Genomic DNA, 18522 nt, shown 5'->3' on the forward strand with positions numbered 1-18522 from the left:
GGAGCCGCGCCCCAGCATCGACGACACAGGCCTTGGCCTGGATCCCGGCTCCACGCTGCGCTCCAGCCGGGATGACTGAAGCAGCGGGAGAGCCCTTGATGGCCACCTTCAAGTTCGAACTCGTCTCGCCGGAGAGCATCCTGTTCTCGGGCGAAGTCGTCAGCGTCATCGTGCCGTCGGTCGAAGGCGAGATGACCATTCTCGCCGGCCACGTGCCGATCGTCGCCGCGCTGAAGCCGGGTATCGTGCTCGCCCAGACGGGGCCGGGCAACGGCAAGGAATTCGTGGTTGGCGGCGGTATCGTCGAAGCCAATCCCACGGCCCTGACGATCCTGACCGAGAAGGCCGGCTTCATCGARGACGTCGACAATGACGTGCTCGACGCCGAAATCCTCCGGGTCGAAACCCGCCTGGCGGCTGCGCCGACCGAAGACGAACAGCGTCGCCTGCAGGAGCTGCTGATCCAGCTTCATGAGTTCAAGGGCGTCTTCCAGCAGCGCAAGGCTGCGTGAGATCGCGTACCTGCCTTCCGGCATCGAGATGACATAAGGGCCGCGCGAGCGGCCCTTTTTTGTTGCACGTTGCGTCCCGAGATCAGGCCGGTCTGGCGAAATGCCCGAAGGCCTCGGCCACGCGCTCATAGGTCTCGCGCTTGAACGGCGTCACACGGGCCGGCATTTCGGCCAGCGGCAGCCAGGCCCATTCGGTGAACTCCGGTGGGGCGTCCCCGTTCGGGCGGCCGATGTCGATCGCCGCCTCGCTGCCCGTGAAGCGGAATGCGACCCAGCGCTGTTCCTGCCCCGCGAAACGATCGAGCCGGTGCGGCGGCCCGTCATAGGGCGGGAAGTCGTAGCGCCACCACTCCGCGGTGACGCCCAAGAGCGCGGCCTCGCTGATGCCGGTTTCCTCGGCCAGCTCGCGTCGCGCTGCTGCGACGATCTCCTCGGCCGGAGCGATGCCGCCCTGCGGCATCTGCCAGTCATGTCCGGGGTGGACGATCTCCGGGCCGTCGCTCCATGAGCGTCCGGCAAAGACGAGCCCCCGGGCATTGAAGAGCGCAATGCCGACATTGGGCCGATAGGGCTTGTTCACTCGCCCTGCCTTGCTCATTCGCCCATCGCGATCAGGCTGGCATTGCCGCCGGCTGCCGCCGTGTTGACCGTGACCGTCTGCTCCGTCGCGAAACGGGCGAGATAGTGCGGTCCGCCAGCCTTGGGGCCAGTGCCGGACAGGCCGTGACCGCCAAAGGGCTGCACACCGACGACGGCACCGATGATGTTGCGGTTGACGTAGACATTGCCGGTGGAGAGCCGCTCGGCAACCCGCTCGACCGTCGTCTCGATGCGCGAATGCACGCCGAGCGTCAGCCCATACCCGGTGGCCTCGATCTGGTTGATGACCTTGTCGAGTTCCCCGGCCTTCCAGCGCACGACATGCAGGATGGGGCCGAAATGCTCCTGGGTGAGGTCGGAGATGTCGTCGAGCTTGACGATATGCGGTGCGACGAAGGTGCCGCCGAGCGCCGGCGTGCTGCCGGCCCATTCGACCCGGCCCTCGGCGCGCATCGCCGCGACATGATTGTCGAGCCGGCTCTTGGCGGCGGCATCGATCACCGGACCGACATGAACGTCGATGGCGCGCGGATCGCCGAGCTTCAACTCCTTCCCGGCACCGACGATCATCTCGAGGATCTTGTCGGCGACATCCTCCTGCACCACCAGGAGGCGCAGCGCCGAGCAGCGCTGCCCGGCCGAGCGGAAGGCCGACATCACGACGTCGTCGGCGACCTGCTCAGGCAGGGCGGTCGCATCGACGATCATGGCGTTGAGGCCGCCCGTCTCTGCGATCAGCGGAACGATCGGCCCATCCTTGGCCGCGAGCGTCCGGTTGATGGCGCGCGCCGTTGCGGTCGAGCCGGTGAAGGCGACGCCGGCCACGGCTGGATGAGCGACGAGCCGGGCGCCGACCTTGCCGTCTCCCGGCACGAGATGGAGGGCGGAAGCTGGAATGCCGGCATCGTGGAGCAGGCGGACCGTAGCGGCGGCGATCAGCGGCGTCTGCGGGGCTGGCTTGGCGACGACGCTATTGCCGGCGACGAGCGCGGCAACGACCTGGCCCGAGAAGATCGCCAGCGGGAAATTCCAGGGCGCGATGCAGACGAACGGCCCGCGCCCACGCAAGATCAGGCGGTTCTCCTCGCCGGTCGGGCCGGGAAGTACCTGCGGCGTGGCGAAATGCGCTTCGGCTTCGGCCGCATAGTAACGGCAGAAATCGACGGCCTCGCGCACCTCCGAAATGGCATCGTCAAGCGTCTTGCCGGCTTCGGCCTGGAGCAGTGCGAGCAGCAGGCCGCGTCGGTCCTCCATCAGGTCCGCAGCCTTGCGCAGGGCGGCAGCGCGCGTCCGGGCGGGGGTGCGGTTCCAGCTGGTGAAGCCGGCCTGGGCCGCCTGGATGGCGCGATCGGCCAGGGCATCATCGGCTTCCAGGACGGTCCCGACCTGCCGGGCATCGATCGGGGACAGGACGGGGCGGGAGACGCCACCGGCCGGCTTGCCGTCGATGATCACCGTCGCCTCGGGGAACGGCTTGGCTGCTGCCTGGCCGATCTCCGACTGAAGCGCGACGAGGCTGGCCTCATGCCCAAGCTCGACGCCGGCCGAGTTCTTGCGCGAGGCGCCAAACATGTCGGCGGGAAGCGGAATTCGGCGATGGCGAGCCGCTGCCGAGGTGCCGATGATGTCGGCAGGGGGTACGAGCAGCTGTGCGACCGGTACGTCAGGGTCGCCGGACACGCTGACGAAGGAGGAGTTCGCGCCGTTCTCGAGCAGACGGCGCACGAGATAGGCAAGCAGATCCTGATGGCCGCCAACCGGGGCGTAGGTGCGGCAGGCGAAGCCGGAATCCTCCTGGAGCAACCTCTCATAGAGCGCCTCGCCCATGCCGTGCAGGCGCTGGAACTCGAAGCCCTGGGAGCCGCCCGCCATCTCGGCGACCGCTGCGACCGTCAATGCGTTGTGGGTGGCGAATTGCGGAATGATGCGTGGACGCAAGGCCAGCAGCTGCGCGGCGCAGGCCTCGTAGTTGAGGTCGGTCATCGCCTTGCGGCTGAACACGGGGTAGTCGGAGAGGCCGCGCTCCTGGGCGCGCTTCAGCTCGGTATCCCAGTAGGCGCCCTTGACCAGGCGCACCATCATGCGGCGGTTGTGGCGCTCGGCCAGGGCCGCGATATGGTCGATCACCGCCGAGGCGCGCTTCTGGTAGGCCTGGATCGCGAGGCCGAAGCCGTCCCAGCCGGCGAGCGTCGGATCTGCCGTCACCGCATCGATGACGTCGAGCGAGAGTTCCAGCCTGTCGGCTTCCTCGGCGTCGATCGTGAAGTTCAGGTCGTAGCCCTTGGCCTGCTGGGCCAGCGTGATGACCTTGGGCACGAGTTCGCTCAGCACGCGCTCGTGGCTGGTGGCCTCATAGCGCGGATGCAGGGCCGACAGCTTGACCGAGATGCCCGGCCTGTTCGGCAGAGGGTCATTGCCGGCCGAGCGGCCGATTGCGTCGATGGCCGCGGCGTAAGAGGCGAAATAGCGGTCGGCATCGGCCTGGGTGCGTGCGCCTTCGCCGAGCATGTCGAAGGAATAGCGATAGAGCTTGCCGGTGCCCGAGCGAGCGCGCTTCAGAGCCTCCTCGATGGTCTGGCCGAGCACGAAATGATTGCCCATGACACGCATCGCCTGGCGGGTGGCGGTGCGGACGGCCGGCAGGCCAAGGCGCTTCGACAGATTGCCGATGATGCTGGTCGGCGTCTCGCCCGGCTGGATGATGCGGGCGGTGATGCCAAGCGCCCAGGACGAAGCCGAGATCAGGAAGGCATCCGATTTGGATTCGTGATGGGCGAAATCGCCCTGGCCGAGCTTGTCCTCGATCAACTGGTCGGCGGTCGTGGAATCCGGCACGCGCAGCAGCGCTTCGGCCAGAACCATCAGCGCAAGTCCCTCCTTGGTCGAGAGCGAGTACTCGCGCAGGAGTTCCTCGATGCCACCCAGGCCGACCTTGCGGGTCCGGATGGCCTCGATCAGCCCGGTCGCGCGCTGGTCGATCCTCGCCTTGGCTGCGGGTTCGCGCCTGGCGCCGGCAAGCAGCCGTGCCGCAATCGTCGTATCGTCTTCGGCATAGGGCGCGCGGAAGGCGTGGCGACCGGACGGGGCGACCGGACGGGGGGCAGGAGCGGCCATGGTGCGATTCCGAATGAATGACGGGATGATTTCAAGGATCGCGCTTGCGTGGCCGGATATCAATGGCCATTTTCCGTGATGGCCTTTATCTATCTTCGAATATTCCGGAGCTTTTAGAGAATAATCCCGTGCTCGATCGAACCGACCGGCGTATCCTCGCCATGCTGCAATCCGACGGGCGCATCGCCGGCGTCGAACTGGCTGAAAAGGTTGGCCTGTCGCCAACCGCGACCGGTGAGCGACTGAAGCGGCTCTCGCGAGACGGCTACATCACGGGCTATCGCGCGACGCTCGATCCGCTGAAGCTGGGGCTGCATCTGCTGGTCTTCGTCGAGGTCTATCTCGACAAGACGACGCCCGACGCCTTCGAGCGTTTCGCAACCGCGGTGAAACGGGCGCCCGAAGTGCTGGAATGCCACATGGTGGCCGGCGGTTTCGACTATCTCGTGAAGACGCGGGTGGCCGATATGAACGCCTATCGTCGTTTCCTCGGCGAAGTGCTGCTGGCGCTGCCGGCGGTGCGTGAGACGCGGACCTATGCCGTGATGGAGGAGGTCAAGACCGACGGAGCGCTGCCGCTTTAGCCGATCGCGATCGGGCCTGGTGACGTCGCGTTATATTTTAGGCGCAGTGCATGCATTTTCGGCGCTATGCGCTTGACCTTGTTTTGTATTCGGCCAGTTTGAGCATAGGACGCCACGGCATGGGATTTGCTGGTCGCGTTCCGTTCGAACGGGTCCTGCCGACCCGCCTGCATGTGATGATCCGGAGCTGCCGATGTCGACGAACCCGTTCCGCCCCACGATGCTCTCCCGGCGTGGGATGAGCCGTGCGCTGGGCGCCCTGGGGCTCGCCGCAGCCTGCCTGACCGGCGCGGGTCCCTCCTTCGCTCAGACCGCCGTTCGCTTCACGCTCGACTGGCGCTTCGAGGGCCCGGCTGCGCTGTTCCTGATGGCGCAGGAGAAGGGTTATTTCAAAGCCGAGGGCCTCGACGTCACGATCGACACGGGCAACGGCTCGCGCGAGGCGATCCCGCGGGTGGCGTCCGGCACCTACGATGCCGGCTTCGGCGACGTGAATTCGCTGATCCGGTTCCGCGACGAGAATCCCAGCGTCGATCTGAAGGCGGTGATGATGGTCTATGACCGGCCGCCCTTCTCGATCGTCGGCCGCAAGAGCCGGGGCATCAGCGCAGACGTGAAGAGCCTCGAGGGCAAGAAGTTCGGCGCGCCGGCGGCTGACGCGGCCTTTGCGCAATGGCCGATCTTCAAGACCGTCAACAAGCTCGACGACAGCAAGATGCGGATGGAGAATGTCGGCTTCCCCGTGCGTGAGCCGATGTTGGCCTCAGGCGAGGTCGACGCGGTGTTCGGCTTCGCGAACTCCTCCTATATCAACCTGAAATCACGCGGCGTTCCCGTCGACGACATCGTCACTCTGCTGATGTCGGATTACGGCGTCGAGCTCTACGGCAATGTCGTGATGGTCTCGCCGAAATTCGCGGCCGAAAAGCCCGAGGCCGTGCGTGGCCTGCTTCGGGCGATCACCAAAGGCGTTCGCGACACGGTGGCCGACCCGGAACTCGGCGGCAAGCTCGTGATCCAGCGCAACGATGTCGCCAAGCTCGAGGTCGAGGTCGAGCGCCTCAAGATGACGATCGCCCAGAACGTCATGACGCCAGCAGTCAAGGCCGATGGCTTTGGCGGTATCGACAAGGCGCGCTGGGAACGGGCGCTGGACCAGATTGGGCTGACCTTCACGTTCAAGGACAAGGCGAAGGCCGGGGCGGCTTTCGACGACAGCTACCTGCCGCCTGTGGCCGAGCGGAAGTTCTGATGCGCTCGACCTTGCGGGCTCGCGCTTGAGCGCCTTCGTCGAACTCCACGAAGTTACCCATGTCTACGGCGGAGGCGAAAGCACCCCCGCCGTGGACGGGCTTTCGCTGAAGATCCGGGAGGGCGAGTTCGCGGCGATCGTCGGCCCCTCCGGCTGCGGCAAGTCCACGATGATGAAGCTCGCGACCGGCCTGCAGCGGCCCCGGCGCGGCACGGTGATCGTCGCCGGGCAGGGGGTGACGCAGCCGATCAAGATCACCGGCATGGCCTTCCAGAATCCGGTGATGCTGCCCTGGCGCACGACATTGCGGAACCTGTTGCTGCCGCTGGAGATCGTCGAGCCGCATCGTTCGCGCTTGCGTGCCAACAAGTCGGATTATGTCGCGCGGGCCGAGGCTCTGCTCGCCAAGGTCGGACTCGAGGGCATGGGCCAGAAATTCCCCTGGCAGCTGTCCGGCGGCATGCAGCAACGCGCCTCGCTGTGCCGCTCGCTGATCCATGAGCCGAAGCTCCTGATGCTGGATGAGCCCTTCGGTGCGCTCGATGCCTTTACGCGCGAAGAACTCTGGTGCGTGATCCGCGATCTTCATGCCGAGCGCGGCATCACCGTGATCCTGGTGACCCATGATCTGCGCGAGGCCGTTTTCTTGGCCGACCGGGTGTTCTGCATGTCGGCGCGGCCGGGGCGGATCATCGCCGAGCGCGAGATCGATTTTCCGCGCCCGCGTGATCTCGACATCACCTATACGCCTGAATTCGCGTCGGTCGTGCATGAGTTGCGCGGCCATATCCGTACGGCGCGGGAGGCGGCATGAAGCGCTCGCTCTGGCTGAGGCTCGCGCCCTATCTGTTCACGCTTAGCTTCTTCGCGATCTGGGAGATCGCCTGCCGCGCCTTCGCGATCTCCTCCTTCATCCTGCCGCCGCCCTCCGCGATCTGGGCTGCGTTGGTGCAGTATCAAAAGCCGCTCTACACGAACGCCTTTCACACGCTCTGGATGACCACGGCCGGCTTTGTGCTCTCGATCGTGTTCGGTCTGGCGCTCGGCCTGCTCGTCGGCTCGTCCCGGTTGATCTATGCGGGCCTGAACCCGCTGCTTGTCGGCTTCAACTCGATTCCCAAGGTCGCTGTCGTGCCGATCCTGGTGATCTGGTTCGGGGTCGGCTGGCAGCCGCCGGTGCTGACCGCGTTCGTGATTTCGTTCTTCCCGATCGTCGTCAATGTCGCGACCGGGCTGGCCACGATCGAGCCCGAGACCGAGGATGTGCTGAAGGCACTGGGTGCCAGCCGCTACGACATCATGACCAAGGTCGGGATTCCGCGCGCGCTGCCCTATTTCTTCGGGGCGCTGAAGGTTTCGATCACGCTCGCCTATGTCGGCTCGGTGATCGGCGAGCAGAATGCCTCCAATCTCGGCATCGGCAACCTGATCACCCGCGCTTCGGCTGATTTCAACGTGCCGCTGATCTTTGCGGCGCTGATCGTGCTTGCGGTCCTCGGCGTGCTTCTCGTCGCCATCGTCGACCTTGTCGAGAGCCGCATGACGGGCTGGGCCCGGCGTTCGCAGATGGCGAATGGCTGAGCAAGGTGCAGAGCGGATCTGACCTAGCGCCAAGGTGACAGCGCGGCGAGGGCTGCCTATCGTGCCGCGCCATCAACGCCGGACCCTCAATCTTTCATGCTTCCCGATTTGCGCGATTACGGCCGCCTGCGCGAGACCTTCCAGTGGCGGATTCCAGAGCGCTACAACATTGCTGTCGATGTCTGCGATCGCTGGGCCGCGCTGGAGCCCGACCGGCCGGCCATTCTCGACGTCGCCCCTGACTGGACGGTAACGCCGGTCAGCTTCGGCCGGTTGCGAGCGCAATCGAACCGACTGGCGACGGCGCTGTCGATGCGCGGCGTCGGCGTCGGAGATCGGGTCGCGATCCTGCTGCCGCAGGGAGAGGCCGTGCTCACCGCACATCTCGCCGCCTATAAGTTGGGCGCCATCGCGGTGCCGCTGGCCGCGCTCTTCGGGGTCGATGCGCTGGCCTATCGCCTGCGCGATTCCGGCGCGAGCGCGCTCATCTCCAATGCAGCGGGCTTGATGAAGGTTCGGCAGATTGCCGAGCCGCTGCCCGATCTCGACCTGATGGTGTCCACGGATGGCGCCGGGGCGGGTGCTGAGGACTGGGGGCAGTTGCTGGCGGATGCGAGCGAGGATTTCTCAGTTGCGGACACCGGGCCCGACGATCCGGCTCTGATGATCTATACCTCCGGCACCACGGGCAACCCGAAGGGCGCGCTGCATGGCCACAGGGTTCTGCCGGGGCATCTGCCCGGTGTGCAGATGGTGCACGAGTTCCTGCCGATGCCCGGCGACCTCGCCTGGACGCCGGCCGACTGGGCCTGGGCCGGCGGTCTGCTCAATATGCTGCTGCCGGCGCTGCATTTCGGCGTTCCGGTCGTGGCGCGCGCCCATACCCGTTTCGACCCCGAAGACGCCTTTCGGCTGATGGCCGATCTCGGCATCCGCAATGCCTTCATCCCGCCGACAGCGCTCCGGATGCTGCGCAGTGTGGGCAAGCCGCGCGACCGCYTTGACCTGAAACTGCGCACGGTCGCGGCAGCCGGCGAAGCGCTTGGAGCCGAGACGCTGAGCTGGGGCCGCGAGGCGCTGGGGCTGACGATCAACGAGGCTTATGGCCAGACCGAGTGCAATCTCGTGCTGTCGTCCTGCGCGATGATCGGCGTCAGCCGGCCCGGCTTCATCGGCAAGCCGACTCCCGGCCATGAGGTCGCGATCATCCGGCCCGATGGCTCGGAATGCGCGCCGGACGAGGAAGGGCAGATTGCCATCCGGCGGCCGAACCCGGTGATGTTCCTCGGCTATTGGCTCCGGCCGGAGGCGACGGTCGACAAATTCATCGGCGACTGGATGACCACTGGCGATCAGGCCGTGCGGGATGCCGATGGCTATGTCCACTTCGTCGGCCGCGACGACGATGTCATCACCTCATCGGGGTATCGGATCGGGCCGGGGGAGATCGAGGACTGCCTGCTGAAGCATCCGGCGGTTTCGCTGGCGGCGGTCGTCGGCAAGCCGGACGAACTCCGGACCGAGATCGTCAAGGCCTTCGTCGTGCCGAATGCCGGCTTCGCGCCTTCGCAGGATCTGGCCGGTGAACTTCAACGCTTCGTGCGCGAGCGGCTCTCGGCGCACGAATATCCGCGCGAGATCGCCTTTCGCGAGGAACTGCCGCTGACGACGACGGGCAAGATCATCCGGCGGCTGTTGCGCGCGGAGGCGTGAGCGCCGCCGAAGCCTGACCAAGGAAGGCGGCCCAGAGGCGCTGCACCATCGCCTCGTCGAGGTCCTTGACGATGAGGACCAGGCGCGAGCGTTGGTCTGCATCAGGCCAGCTGTCGAGCAGGATCGGGGGATGCAGGATCTGCTGGACCGCATGGACCAGCAGCGGCTGGCCGGCGTGTTCGGCTATGGCGACGAGCCCCTTCAGCCGCAGGAGCTTCGCCCCGTGGGTCGAGCGCAGCAAGGTCCAGAACAGCTCGAAGGTCGCCAGATTGATCGGAGCATCAGCCGAGAGCGAGAAGGCGCGGATGCTCTCGTCATRCCTGTTCACATCATGATGATGATTGTCATGCCCGTGCCCGTGTCCATCGGCGTGATGATCGTGATCGTGATTGTGATGGTGATGGCCGCCCGAGCCGGTCGCCAGAGCCTCGACGGCAAGCCAGTTCCGCAGGGCCTGGGGCCTGTCGGCAAGGTCGTAGAGGCCGGCGCTGATCAAGTCCGCAGCCGGAGCATCCGGCGCGAGAAGGTTGATCCCGGGATTGAGCGCCAGGAGTCGCTGGCGTAGCACCTCGACCGCCTGACCATCCGCGACCAGGTCCGCCTTGGTCAGCACGATCCTGTCGGCCGCGACCACCTGCTTGCGCGCCTCCTCATGGGCGTCGAGCGTCGCCATGCCGTTGACGGCATCGACCAGCGTGACGACGCCGTCGAGCCTGAAGCGCATGGCGAGATAGGGGTGGTTGATCAGCACATTGAGGATCGGTGCCGGGTCGGCAAGGCCGGTGGTCTCGATCACCACGCGTTTGAATGGCGCGATGCGATGGTTGTCGCGGCGGCGCAAGAGGTCTTCCAGCGTGACGATGAGGTCATCGCGGATGGTGCAGCAGAGGCAGCCGGAGGCGAGCAGAACCATGTTCTCCTCGACACCCTCGATCATCAGATGGTCGAGCCCGATCTCGCCGAACTCGTTGACGATCACGAGGGTATCGGCAAGCGCGGGGTCCTTGAGCAGCCGGTTGAGCAGGGTCGTCTTGCCGGCTCCAAGGAAGCCCGTGAGCAAGGTCAACGGGATCGGGATGGGTCTCTGGTCGCTACCGGTCATGTCGGGCATCATCGATCAAGGCTAAGGGCAGGCACGCGTCGCGCCCGATTTTGTTCCAATATTACATTAGCCATGATCGCGACGACGACAAGGGCGCCGCCCGCATATTGCAGCGCGCCGACCCGCTCGCCGAGCATCACGGCGGCTATCCCGACGGCAAAGACCGGCTCGGCACAAAAGGTGAGGGCAGCGGGGCCTGGCGCGACACGGGCCAATGCCATCACCTGGAACAGGAAGCCGACGAGATAGCCGCCAATGGTGATCGCGACGGCCATCGGTGCCAAGGCCAGCGCGCTCGGAAGGGCAAAGCCGCCAACGAAAGCGAGAATGCCCGCTGTCACCGGCAGGATGAGCAGATGCGACCAGAACAGTTTTGGCGCGAKCGGCGTCGCGGCGCAGGCGGAGCCCGCGAAAAACTGTGCCGCGGCCGCGAGGCTGGCTGCGAGCGCGAGCGCAAGCCCGCGCGGATCGAGCCCATGCAGATCGGGCCCGACGACCATGCCGACACCGAGAAAGGCGGTCAGCGCCACCGCAAGTCGGTCGAGGCTGAAGCGCGCAGGCGTCAGCAGCGGCTCGGCCAGGACGATGATAACCGGGTAGGTGTAGAAAATGACGGCGGCGACGGTCACGGGCAGGAAGGCGACCGAGGACAGGTAAGCCGAGCCGACGAGAGCGCTGGTCAGGCCGAAGGCCAGCAGCGCCCGGTATTGGTGCCGCGGAACCCTGAAGTTTGCCCGCAGAAGCCAGGCGGCTCCGGCCACCAGCGCGAGCATGATGAAAACCCGGTAGAAAACCAGCAGCGGCCCGCTCAGGCCGGCCTGGCCCGCGAGCTGGGCCGAGACGATGTTGCTGCCATAGGCGGCAGCCGAGGCAAACGCCAGGGCGATGCCGTGTCGACTGGCGGTGCGGGCTGTCTCGGCGCGCACCCTCCAGGACTCAGGCGTCGTCGTTCACCTTGGCTTTCGGCTTGACGGGGGGCTTCACGGCGCCTGTGCGGGCCGGCTGAGGCTTGGGTTCGCTCTGCCCCGGCTTGGTCTTGGCCTTTGCCGCCGCTTCCGGCTTGGCCTTCGCCGCCGCGTCGGGCTTGGCGGGGGCCGGCCTTACTGGCGGGCGGGCGGCCTGTTTGATGCCTGCGGCCGAGCCAGGGCGCAGGCTGGACGCCGCCGCCGCGCCGGGCCGGATCGCGCCCTGCAGCTTCATGGGGCCGCTCTGGAAGGCATTCGACGGAGGCTGGACATCCTCGCTGCTCGGAGCGAAGGCCGTCGTCCCGCGCGGAATGGCGCCATTGCTCGAGGCGGTGCGTGTCGATGGGCCGGATGCTACTCCGGCGGACACCGGGGCTCCTGGCGTAATGACCGGCGCGCGATCGCGGGCGAACTGCGTGTCGGGCCGCGCTGTGACATTGGCGGCGAGCGGGGCCGAAGCAGAGCTCGGTGAGCGGCCGAAGGAGACCTGTACCGGTGTCATGGGCGCGCGCGGCCCGAGCGTGATCCGGCCGGAGGGCGTGCGCATCAGCAGGGCGCCTGTGGCGCGAGCCTGCGGCTGCGGTCCGCCGAAGCGCTCGCTCATGGCGTTGTCATTGCCGCTGCCGGATGCGGCATTGGCGGCGATGGGGCCGGACACGTCGGAATCGTCGGCCAAAGCCACGCCGCCGCCTCTGCGGCGAACCTCGTCGCAGATATTGTTGGCGCGTCCACCATTGCCGGAGGGCAGGCTGGCGAGGGTGTAGCCGGAGCCTCCCCATTTCGAGAAGCCGTCATCGAGCAACTGCGCCGCCTTGACGGTGCGTTCGGAGGCGGACAGCGCACCCAGCACGACCGCGACGAGCGTGCGGCCGCCACGCGTCGCCGTCGCCACGACGTTGAAACCCGAGGCACAGACGAAACCGGTCTTCATGCCGGAGATGCCGGAATAGCGTCCGACGAGGCCGTTCGTGTTCTGGAGAACCTGCTTGCCGAGCTGAACCGAGCCGGTGTTCCAGTAATCGGAATAGTCCGGGAATTCGCGCATCAGCGCCATGGCGAGAACCGCGAGGTCGCGGGCGCTGACCTGCTGGTTCGGATCATGCCAGCCATTCGGATTGGTGAAGACCGTGTCATTCATGCCGAGGCGCTGGGCTTCGGCATTCATCATCCCGACGAAGGTCTCGACATCGCCGCCGACGCCCTCGGCGATGACATAGGCGATGTCGTTGGCCGATTTCACCATCATGATGCGCAGGGCGTTGTCGAGCGTGATCTCCTGCCCGGCGCGGATATAGACCTTGACGCGCGGCTGGCTCGCGGCCCGCTTCGAGGCGGGGATCGCCGTTTCAAGCCCGAGCTTGCCGGCCCGCACTGCCTTGAGCGCCAGATAGGCCGTCATCATCTTCGTGGTCGAGGCCGGGTGCCAGGCCTGGCTGRCATTCTCGCTGGAGAGAACGGCGCCACTGGACGCATCGACCACCAGACTCGTGCCGGCGAGGGCCGGAGCGCTGACGGACAGGGCAAGGGCGAGGACAGCGAGACGGGGAGCGTTCATCGGGCGGGTCTTGAGCCTGTCTGGACGAGGGTTGAAGGCGCAGGGTTCAACGCGACGCGTGCGGCATTTTCGAGACGGCGCGACCGATCGGCCCGCCCATGGACGCATACCTACCCCCAGCGGAGCGATTTGCCTAGTCATGTCGGGCGGCCGTAAAGCCTTGGTCACAGTTCCAGCCCCGGATGCCCGCGTGAGCTTTACCCTCTTCTGGATCCCGGCAACGATCGTCGCCTCGCTGCTGCAGACGGCGCGCAACCTCACCCAGCGCTCGCTGACGGAGGTGATCGGCGTCGTCGGCGCGACGCAGGTGCGCTTCCTGTTCGGTCTGCCCTTCGCGCTGCTGTTCCTGCTCCTCGTCTGCCTTGGCCTGGGGCGCCTGCCGCCGCAGATCAGCCTTGCGACGCTCGGCATCACGAGCTGGGGCGCGCTGACCCAGATCGCGGCGACGGCCCTGATGCTGGCGGCGATGAGAGAGCGCTCCTTCGCCGTGACCACCGCCTATACCAAGACGGAGCCAGTCCAGGTGGCGGTCTTCGGAGCGCTGCTGCTCGGGGATGCGCTGAGCCCGGCGAAATTCGCAGCGATCGTGATCGCAACGGCCGGTGTCGTCCTGGTTTCCTGGAAGCCGGGCGAAAAGCTGAGCCGGGCGGGCCTGCGTCCCGCGCTGCTCGGCATCGGCTCAGGCGCCTGCTTCGCGCTGTCGGCCATCGGCTATCGCGGCGCGATCCAGTCTCTGYCGGATGGCGACTTCCTGATCCGGGCGACGACGACCCTTGCTCTGGGGCTGGGCCTGCAGACACTGATCCTGACGCTCTACATGCTGATCGCCAACCGCAAGGCGCTGGTCCTGAGCCTGAAGAACTGGCGCCGTTCGCTGACGGCGGGTTTCCTTGGCGCGGCGGCTTCGCAGTTCTGGTTCATCGGCTTCTCGCTGACGACGGCGGCCAATGTCCGGACCCTGGCTTTGATCGAAGTGCCACTGGCGCAGATCGCCTCGCGCAAGATGTTCTCGGAAGGTACGACGCGGCGCGAACTGCTGGGCATGGCAATGATCGTCTTCGGTGTCGGCCTGCTCCTGATGCTGGCGATTTAGCCGGCCGCCGCTCCACGGAACCGCTTGGGCGACTATCTTGCGGACACGGCCGATCTTGGGTGCCTGACAGGTTCGACCCAGCGCCGATATGTGCCGGCTGACCGATGAACAGCCGCGCCGCAACGGGTGGCGAGGCTGCCTCTCCGTACGACATGTCCGGTGGTTCCTGTGACCGATCATGGTGCTGCGATAGCACCGCGCTTGACCTACGCATATCTCGGCGGTTATGAGTCAAATCAATAGCCAATGAGTTATGGGTTCCGATGCTGAACGCTCACGACGCGCTCTTCAGGACGCTCGCCGATCCGACGCGGCGGGGCATTTTCGAACGGCTGTGTCGCGAAGGTGAGCAGACGGTCGGGGCACTCACAGCCCAAGCCGGGATCTCGCAGCCGGCCGTTTCAAAGCATCTCGGCATTCTGAAGCAGGCCGGGCTGGTGCGGGATCGCCATGAAGGGCGTCAGACGCATTATAGCGCGCAAATCGGCGCCCTGGGCCCGCTGATCGACTGGACGAACCAAATGGCCGGGTTCTGGCACAGTAAATTCGACGACCTCGAAGACCTGCTGAAGAGGATGGACCAATGAACGAAACGTCGACCGAAACGCTCTCGGTCGTTGTCGAGCGTGAGATAGCCCATCCGCCGGAAAAGCTCTGGCGCGCTCTCACGCAACCGCATCTCATCGAGGAGTGGCTGATGAAGAACAACTTCAAGCCAGATCTGGGCCACCGGTTCAATCTCAGCGCGGACTGGGGCGTCGTCGAGTGTCAAATTCAGGCGATCGAGCCGCACAAGACGCTGACCTACACGTGGAACACCAAGGATCTCGAGAGCGTCGTCACCTGGACGCTCATCCCTACGAGCACCGGGACCTTTCTGCGCATGGAGCAGACGGGGTTCAGGCCGGACCAGCAGCCCTATTACCGGGGAGCAATGGCTGGCTGGCCGCGGTTCTTTGGAAATCTGGAAGAGGTCATGGCKCGGACGGATTGACGTCTGCGTCGCCCGATCCGCTGCACCTTGCCCTCAGAGGAGGTCCCAATGAACTGGAACGACTGGATTCGGCAGATCCACCGCTGGATGTCGATTATTTTTACGGTGGTCGTCATCGCGATCTTCATCGCCTTGGGCCTTGGGAAGCAGCCTGCCGAGTGGGTGTATTTCCTGCCGCTGTTCCCGCTCTTCGTGCTTCTGCCCACCGGTCTCTACATGTTCGCGCTGCCCTATGCCGCCAAATCGGGCGGCGGCCGACGCACCGCCAGACAGCAGTGAAGATGATGACTGGGATGTCCAGAAAGCCGGAGCAGGCCACGGAGAACGAGGCCGCCGAGCCGGTTCTCGAGAAGCGGGCCAGACCGCGCAGATCGGCGCTGAAGGCGCAGCCGGGCGAAGTCGTCCTGCTTTCGGGTGGCAATCCCCAGATTGCCAAGGGCTATGGTGACGCCCCCGTGCAGGCCTATATCGCGGCCATGCCGGGCTGGAAAAGCGACGTCGGACGCCGCCTCGATGCCATCATCGAGCGCACCGTTCCCGGGGCGCGCAAGGCGGTCAAATGGAATTCGCCCTTCTACGGAGTGGAGGGTCAGGACCAAGGCTGGTTCCTCGGCTTTCATTGCCTCACGACATACGTGAAAGTTGCGTTCTTCCGCGGCGCATCGCTGAGCCCTGTTCCGCTCGGTGCGTCCAAGCAGAAGGACGTGCGCTATCTCGATATCCATGAGGGCGAACTCGACGAGGCGCAGTTCGCCGCTTGGGTGAAACAAGCCAGTCAGCTGCCCGGCGAGAAAATGTAGGCCGTCAGTTGGACGTGCCGCGGGCACAGGTGGACGCGGAAAGCTCGACCAGGCAAGCCCAGCACAGTCTCCAGCGTCATGCAGAGAGCCGGCGCAGAATGCGCGAACAGGCTCATCCTCTCCCCTCATGGGCGGCAACGCGCTATATCGTTACGAGCGGGGCTTCGCGGGCAGTCCCCCTTTCTGCGCACGGCCGGATTGCGCTGTTTCCGGCTTGAACGATACCGTGGTCGGGCGCAGATAAGTGTAACTGCACATTACTCTGAGAGGTCGTCATGAGCGCTGCAATCGTCGGCTGGGCCCACACGCCGTTCGGCAAGCAGGATGCCGAAACCATCGAGAGCCTGATCGTCCGCGTGGCGACGGACGCGTTGGTCGATGCCGGCATTCCCGCCGAACAGGTCGATGAGATCGTTCTCGGCCACTACAATGCAGGCTTCTCCGCCCAGGATTTCACGGCCTCGCTCGTGCTGCAGGCGGACCCGGCGCTGCGCTTCAAGCCGACGACGCGGGTCGAAAATGCCTGTGCGACCGGCTCGGCCGCCGTGCACCAGGGCGTGCGCGCCATCAAGGCCGGCGATGCCAAGATCGTGCTCGTCGTCGGCGTCGAGCAGATGACCAAGACACCTTCGGCCGATATCGGCAAATTCCTGCTCAAGGCCTCCTATCTGCCGGAAGATGGCGAGACCCCCGGTGGCTTCGCCGGTGTGTTCGGCAAGATTGCCGCCGCCTATTTCCAGCGCCATGGCGATCAGTCGGATGCACTCGCCATGATCGCGGCCAAGAACCACAAGAATGGCGTCGAGAACCCCTATGCGCAGATGCGCAAGGATCTCGGCTTCGCCTTCTGCCGCGAGGAGAGCGAGAAGAACCCCTATGTCGCCGGGCCGCTGAAGCGCACCGATTGTTCGCTGGTCTCGGACGGCGCTGCCGCGCTGGTACTGGCCGATCAGGCGACGGCGATGGAAATGCGCCGGGCCGTCGGCTTCCGTGGCATGGCCCATGTCCAGGACTTCCTGCCGATGTCGAAGCGCGACATCCTCAAATTCGACGGCTGTGCCGAAGCCTGGAAGAAGGCGCTCGCCGATGCCGGCGTCACGCTGGATGATCTCTCCTTCGTCGAGACGCATGACTGCTTCACCGTCGCCGAGCTGATCGAATACGAGGCGATGGGCCTGACGAAAGAAGGCGAGGGCGCCCGCGCCATCAAGGAAGGCTGGACGCAGAAGGGCGGCAAGCTGCCGGTCAATGTCTCCGGCGGCCTGAAGGCCAAGGGCCATCCGATCGGCGCGACCGGCGTCTCGATGCATGTGCTCAGCGCTATGCAGCTCACTGGCGAGGCGCCCGAAGGCATGCAGGTCCAGGACGCACGCCTGGGCGGTATCTTCAACATGGGTGGGGCTGCGGTGGCCAACTATGTCTCGGTGCTCGAGCGGATCAAGTGACCGTCTGACGTGACGATCTTCCTGGCGCTGCTGCCGGCCTATATCCTCTCGATCTTCTACCGATCCTTCCTGAGCGTCATCGCCAGCCCGGTGATGACGGATCTGGGGATCGGGCCGCGCGAGCTGGGATTTCTGGGCGCGGCCTGGTTCATAACCTTCGCCCTGGCGCAGTTCCCGGTCGGCTGGGCGCTCGACCGGCTGGGGCCGCGCCGGACCGTCGCCGTGACGATGGCAATCGGCTCGGCCGGCGCCTTCCTCTTCGCGACGGCGACCCACGCTGTCACCGGCACGCTCGGCATGGCGATGCTCGGGCTTGGCTGCTCGCCGATCTTCATGTCTGCGCTGTTCCTGTTCGCACGCACGCAAGATCCCAAGCGCTTCGGTTTCCTGACCTCGGCCTTTATCGGCCTCGGCTCGATCGGCAATCTCGTCGGCGCGGGCCCGCTGGCGGTCGCGGCTGCCCGCTTCGGCTGGCGGCCGTCGATGCTGGTCGTGGCCGCCTGCTTCCTGGCCGCGACCGTGGTCGCCGCCGCGCTGGTTCGTGATCCGCCCAGGGCCAAGGCGGCCTCAGGCGGTGACGAAGGCCTGCTCAAGGGGCTGCGGAGCATTCTCGCGCTCCGTCCGCTCTGGCTGCTCGCGCCGATCACCCTCACCGGCTACGCGATCATCGCGACGATCCGCGGTCTCTGGATTGCGCCCTTCATGAGCGGCGTGCACGGTTTCGATGCGATCGCCAGCGGCCATGTCGCAACGGCGATGGCGATGACCATGATCGCGGGCGCCTTCCTCTATGGTGGGCTCGAACAGCGGCTCGGCCGCAGCAAGCCGCTGGTCTTGTGGGGGACGGTGCTGACCGCGTTCTGTTTCATCGCCCTGGCACTCTGGGGGGATGCGCATTCGGCGCTGGCCATCGGCCTGTTCGCGCTCATCGGCGCGACGGGGTTCACCTATGCGGTGTTGATGGCGCATGCACGGCTGTTCTTTCCCGAGCACCTGATCGGGCGTGGCATGACCTGCATCAATTTCCTGTTCATTGCAGGCGCAGCGGCGATCCAGTCCGGCTCGGGCTGGTTCATCGCCGAGCAGCGCCAGGCCGGACTCGACGCCGCGACCACCTTTGCCCATCTCCATTGGGGCTTTGCGGCGCTGCTGCTCGTCCCGAGCGCGATCTACGCCTTCATGCCGGAGCGGCCGGGCAAGAGCTGATCGGCC

General features: G+C 65.9%; 18 protein-coding genes. 13 read left to right on the forward strand and 5 right to left on the reverse strand.

The features are described from left to right. Positions 1 to 98 precede the first annotated feature (98 nt). Positions 99 to 512 (forward strand): ATP synthase F1 subunit epsilon, encoded by a 414-nt coding sequence (gene atpC, locus AC1DRP_RS02570; protein WP_441488041.1) that lies wholly within the window; start codon positions 99 to 101, stop codon positions 510 to 512. 82 nt (positions 513 to 594) lie between these two features. Here the strand turns inward: atpC and AC1DRP_RS02575 are convergent, their stop codons facing one another. Beyond that, positions 595 to 1092 carry an RNA pyrophosphohydrolase gene (locus AC1DRP_RS02575; protein ID WP_476767720.1) on the reverse strand — a complete coding sequence of 166 codons (498 nt, stop codon included), beginning with the start codon at positions 1090 to 1092 and terminating at the stop codon, positions 595 to 597. 14 nt (positions 1093 to 1106) lie between these two features. After that, positions 1107 to 4226, reverse strand: coding sequence for a bifunctional proline dehydrogenase/L-glutamate gamma-semialdehyde dehydrogenase PutA (gene putA, locus AC1DRP_RS02580; protein ID WP_476767721.1), 3120 nt, complete (start codon positions 4224 to 4226; stop codon positions 1107 to 1109). Between the two features lie 128 nt (positions 4227 to 4354). Here putA and AC1DRP_RS02585 point away from each other — a divergent pair, with 128 nt between their 5' ends. From AC1DRP_RS02585 to AC1DRP_RS02605, 5 genes are all read left to right on the forward strand, one after another. After that, entirely contained in the window at positions 4355 to 4810 is a 456-nt protein-coding gene (locus AC1DRP_RS02585; protein ID WP_441488044.1) for an Lrp/AsnC ligand binding domain-containing protein, read from the forward strand. A 193-nt stretch (positions 4811 to 5003) separates the two neighbouring features. Further along, positions 5004 to 6062: an ABC transporter substrate-binding protein gene (locus AC1DRP_RS02590; protein WP_441504440.1), complete on the forward strand. Its 1059-nt coding sequence runs from the start codon at positions 5004 to 5006 to the stop codon at positions 6060 to 6062. A gap of 25 nt (positions 6063 to 6087) precedes the next feature. Beyond that, positions 6088 to 6876 (forward strand): ABC transporter ATP-binding protein, encoded by a 789-nt coding sequence (locus AC1DRP_RS02595; RefSeq protein WP_441504441.1) that lies wholly within the window; start codon positions 6088 to 6090, stop codon positions 6874 to 6876. Then, on the forward strand, positions 6873 to 7643 hold the full coding sequence (locus AC1DRP_RS02600; RefSeq protein WP_441504442.1) for an ABC transporter permease: 771 nt from the start codon (positions 6873 to 6875) through the stop codon (positions 7641 to 7643). Before AC1DRP_RS02595 ends, AC1DRP_RS02600 begins: the two co-directional genes overlap by 4 nt. A 96-nt stretch (positions 7644 to 7739) precedes the next feature. Then, a complete protein-coding gene (locus tag AC1DRP_RS02605) occupies positions 7740 to 9356 on the forward strand; it encodes an AMP-binding protein (RefSeq protein ID WP_476767722.1) in 1617 nt (538 codons plus the stop codon). Here the strand turns inward: AC1DRP_RS02605 and AC1DRP_RS02610 are convergent. Genes AC1DRP_RS02610 through AC1DRP_RS02620 form a run of 3 tightly spaced genes read right to left on the reverse strand, consistent with a single transcriptional unit; the run spans position 9325 to position 12978 of the window. Continuing rightward, positions 9325 to 10467 carry a CobW family GTP-binding protein gene (locus tag AC1DRP_RS02610; RefSeq protein WP_476767723.1) on the reverse strand — a complete coding sequence of 381 codons (1143 nt, stop codon included), beginning with the start codon at positions 10465 to 10467 and terminating at the stop codon, positions 9325 to 9327. The genes AC1DRP_RS02605 and AC1DRP_RS02610 overlap by 32 nt on opposite strands. Next, positions 10467 to 11384, reverse strand: coding sequence for a DMT family transporter (locus AC1DRP_RS02615; RefSeq protein ID WP_476767724.1), 918 nt, complete (start codon positions 11382 to 11384; stop codon positions 10467 to 10469). Before AC1DRP_RS02615 ends, AC1DRP_RS02610 begins: the two co-directional genes overlap by 1 nt. 10 nt (positions 11385 to 11394) lie before the next feature. Continuing rightward, positions 11395 to 12978 carry a D-alanyl-D-alanine carboxypeptidase family protein gene (locus tag AC1DRP_RS02620; protein WP_476767725.1) on the reverse strand — a complete coding sequence of 528 codons (1584 nt, stop codon included), beginning with the start codon at positions 12976 to 12978 and terminating at the stop codon, positions 11395 to 11397. Between the two features lie 190 nt (positions 12979 to 13168). On the opposite strand from AC1DRP_RS02620, the gene AC1DRP_RS02625 reads away from it, so the two are divergent. From AC1DRP_RS02625 to AC1DRP_RS02655, 7 genes are all read left to right on the forward strand, one after another. Beyond that, positions 13169 to 14071 carry an EamA family transporter gene (locus AC1DRP_RS02625; protein WP_476767726.1) on the forward strand — a complete coding sequence of 301 codons (903 nt, stop codon included), beginning with the start codon at positions 13169 to 13171 and terminating at the stop codon, positions 14069 to 14071. A 263-nt stretch (positions 14072 to 14334) separates the two neighbouring features. Further along, on the forward strand, positions 14335 to 14658 hold the full coding sequence (locus tag AC1DRP_RS02630; RefSeq protein WP_441488053.1) for an ArsR/SmtB family transcription factor: 324 nt from the start codon (positions 14335 to 14337) through the stop codon (positions 14656 to 14658). Further along, a complete protein-coding gene (locus AC1DRP_RS02635; protein ID WP_441488054.1) occupies positions 14655 to 15065 on the forward strand; it encodes an SRPBCC family protein in 411 nt (136 codons plus the stop codon). The genes AC1DRP_RS02630 and AC1DRP_RS02635 overlap by 4 nt, the downstream gene beginning before the upstream one ends. Positions 15066 to 15113: 48 nt before the next feature. Continuing rightward, positions 15114 to 15344: a hypothetical protein gene (locus AC1DRP_RS02640; protein ID WP_441488055.1), complete on the forward strand. Its 231-nt coding sequence runs from the start codon at positions 15114 to 15116 to the stop codon at positions 15342 to 15344. A gap of 5 nt (positions 15345 to 15349) precedes the next feature. Next, positions 15350 to 15865: a DUF1801 domain-containing protein gene (locus tag AC1DRP_RS02645; RefSeq protein WP_441504448.1), complete on the forward strand. Its 516-nt coding sequence runs from the start codon at positions 15350 to 15352 to the stop codon at positions 15863 to 15865. 275 nt (positions 15866 to 16140) lie between these two features. Next, a complete protein-coding gene (locus AC1DRP_RS02650; protein ID WP_476767727.1) occupies positions 16141 to 17310 on the forward strand; it encodes an acetyl-CoA acetyltransferase in 1170 nt (389 codons plus the stop codon). A gap of 9 nt (positions 17311 to 17319) precedes the next feature. Continuing rightward, positions 17320 to 18516: an MFS transporter gene (locus tag AC1DRP_RS02655; RefSeq protein WP_441488058.1), complete on the forward strand. Its 1197-nt coding sequence runs from the start codon at positions 17320 to 17322 to the stop codon at positions 18514 to 18516. The last annotated feature ends 6 nt before the right edge of the window (positions 18517 to 18522 follow it).

This window comes from Allobosea sp. 01N443 (genome assembly GCF_056399325.1).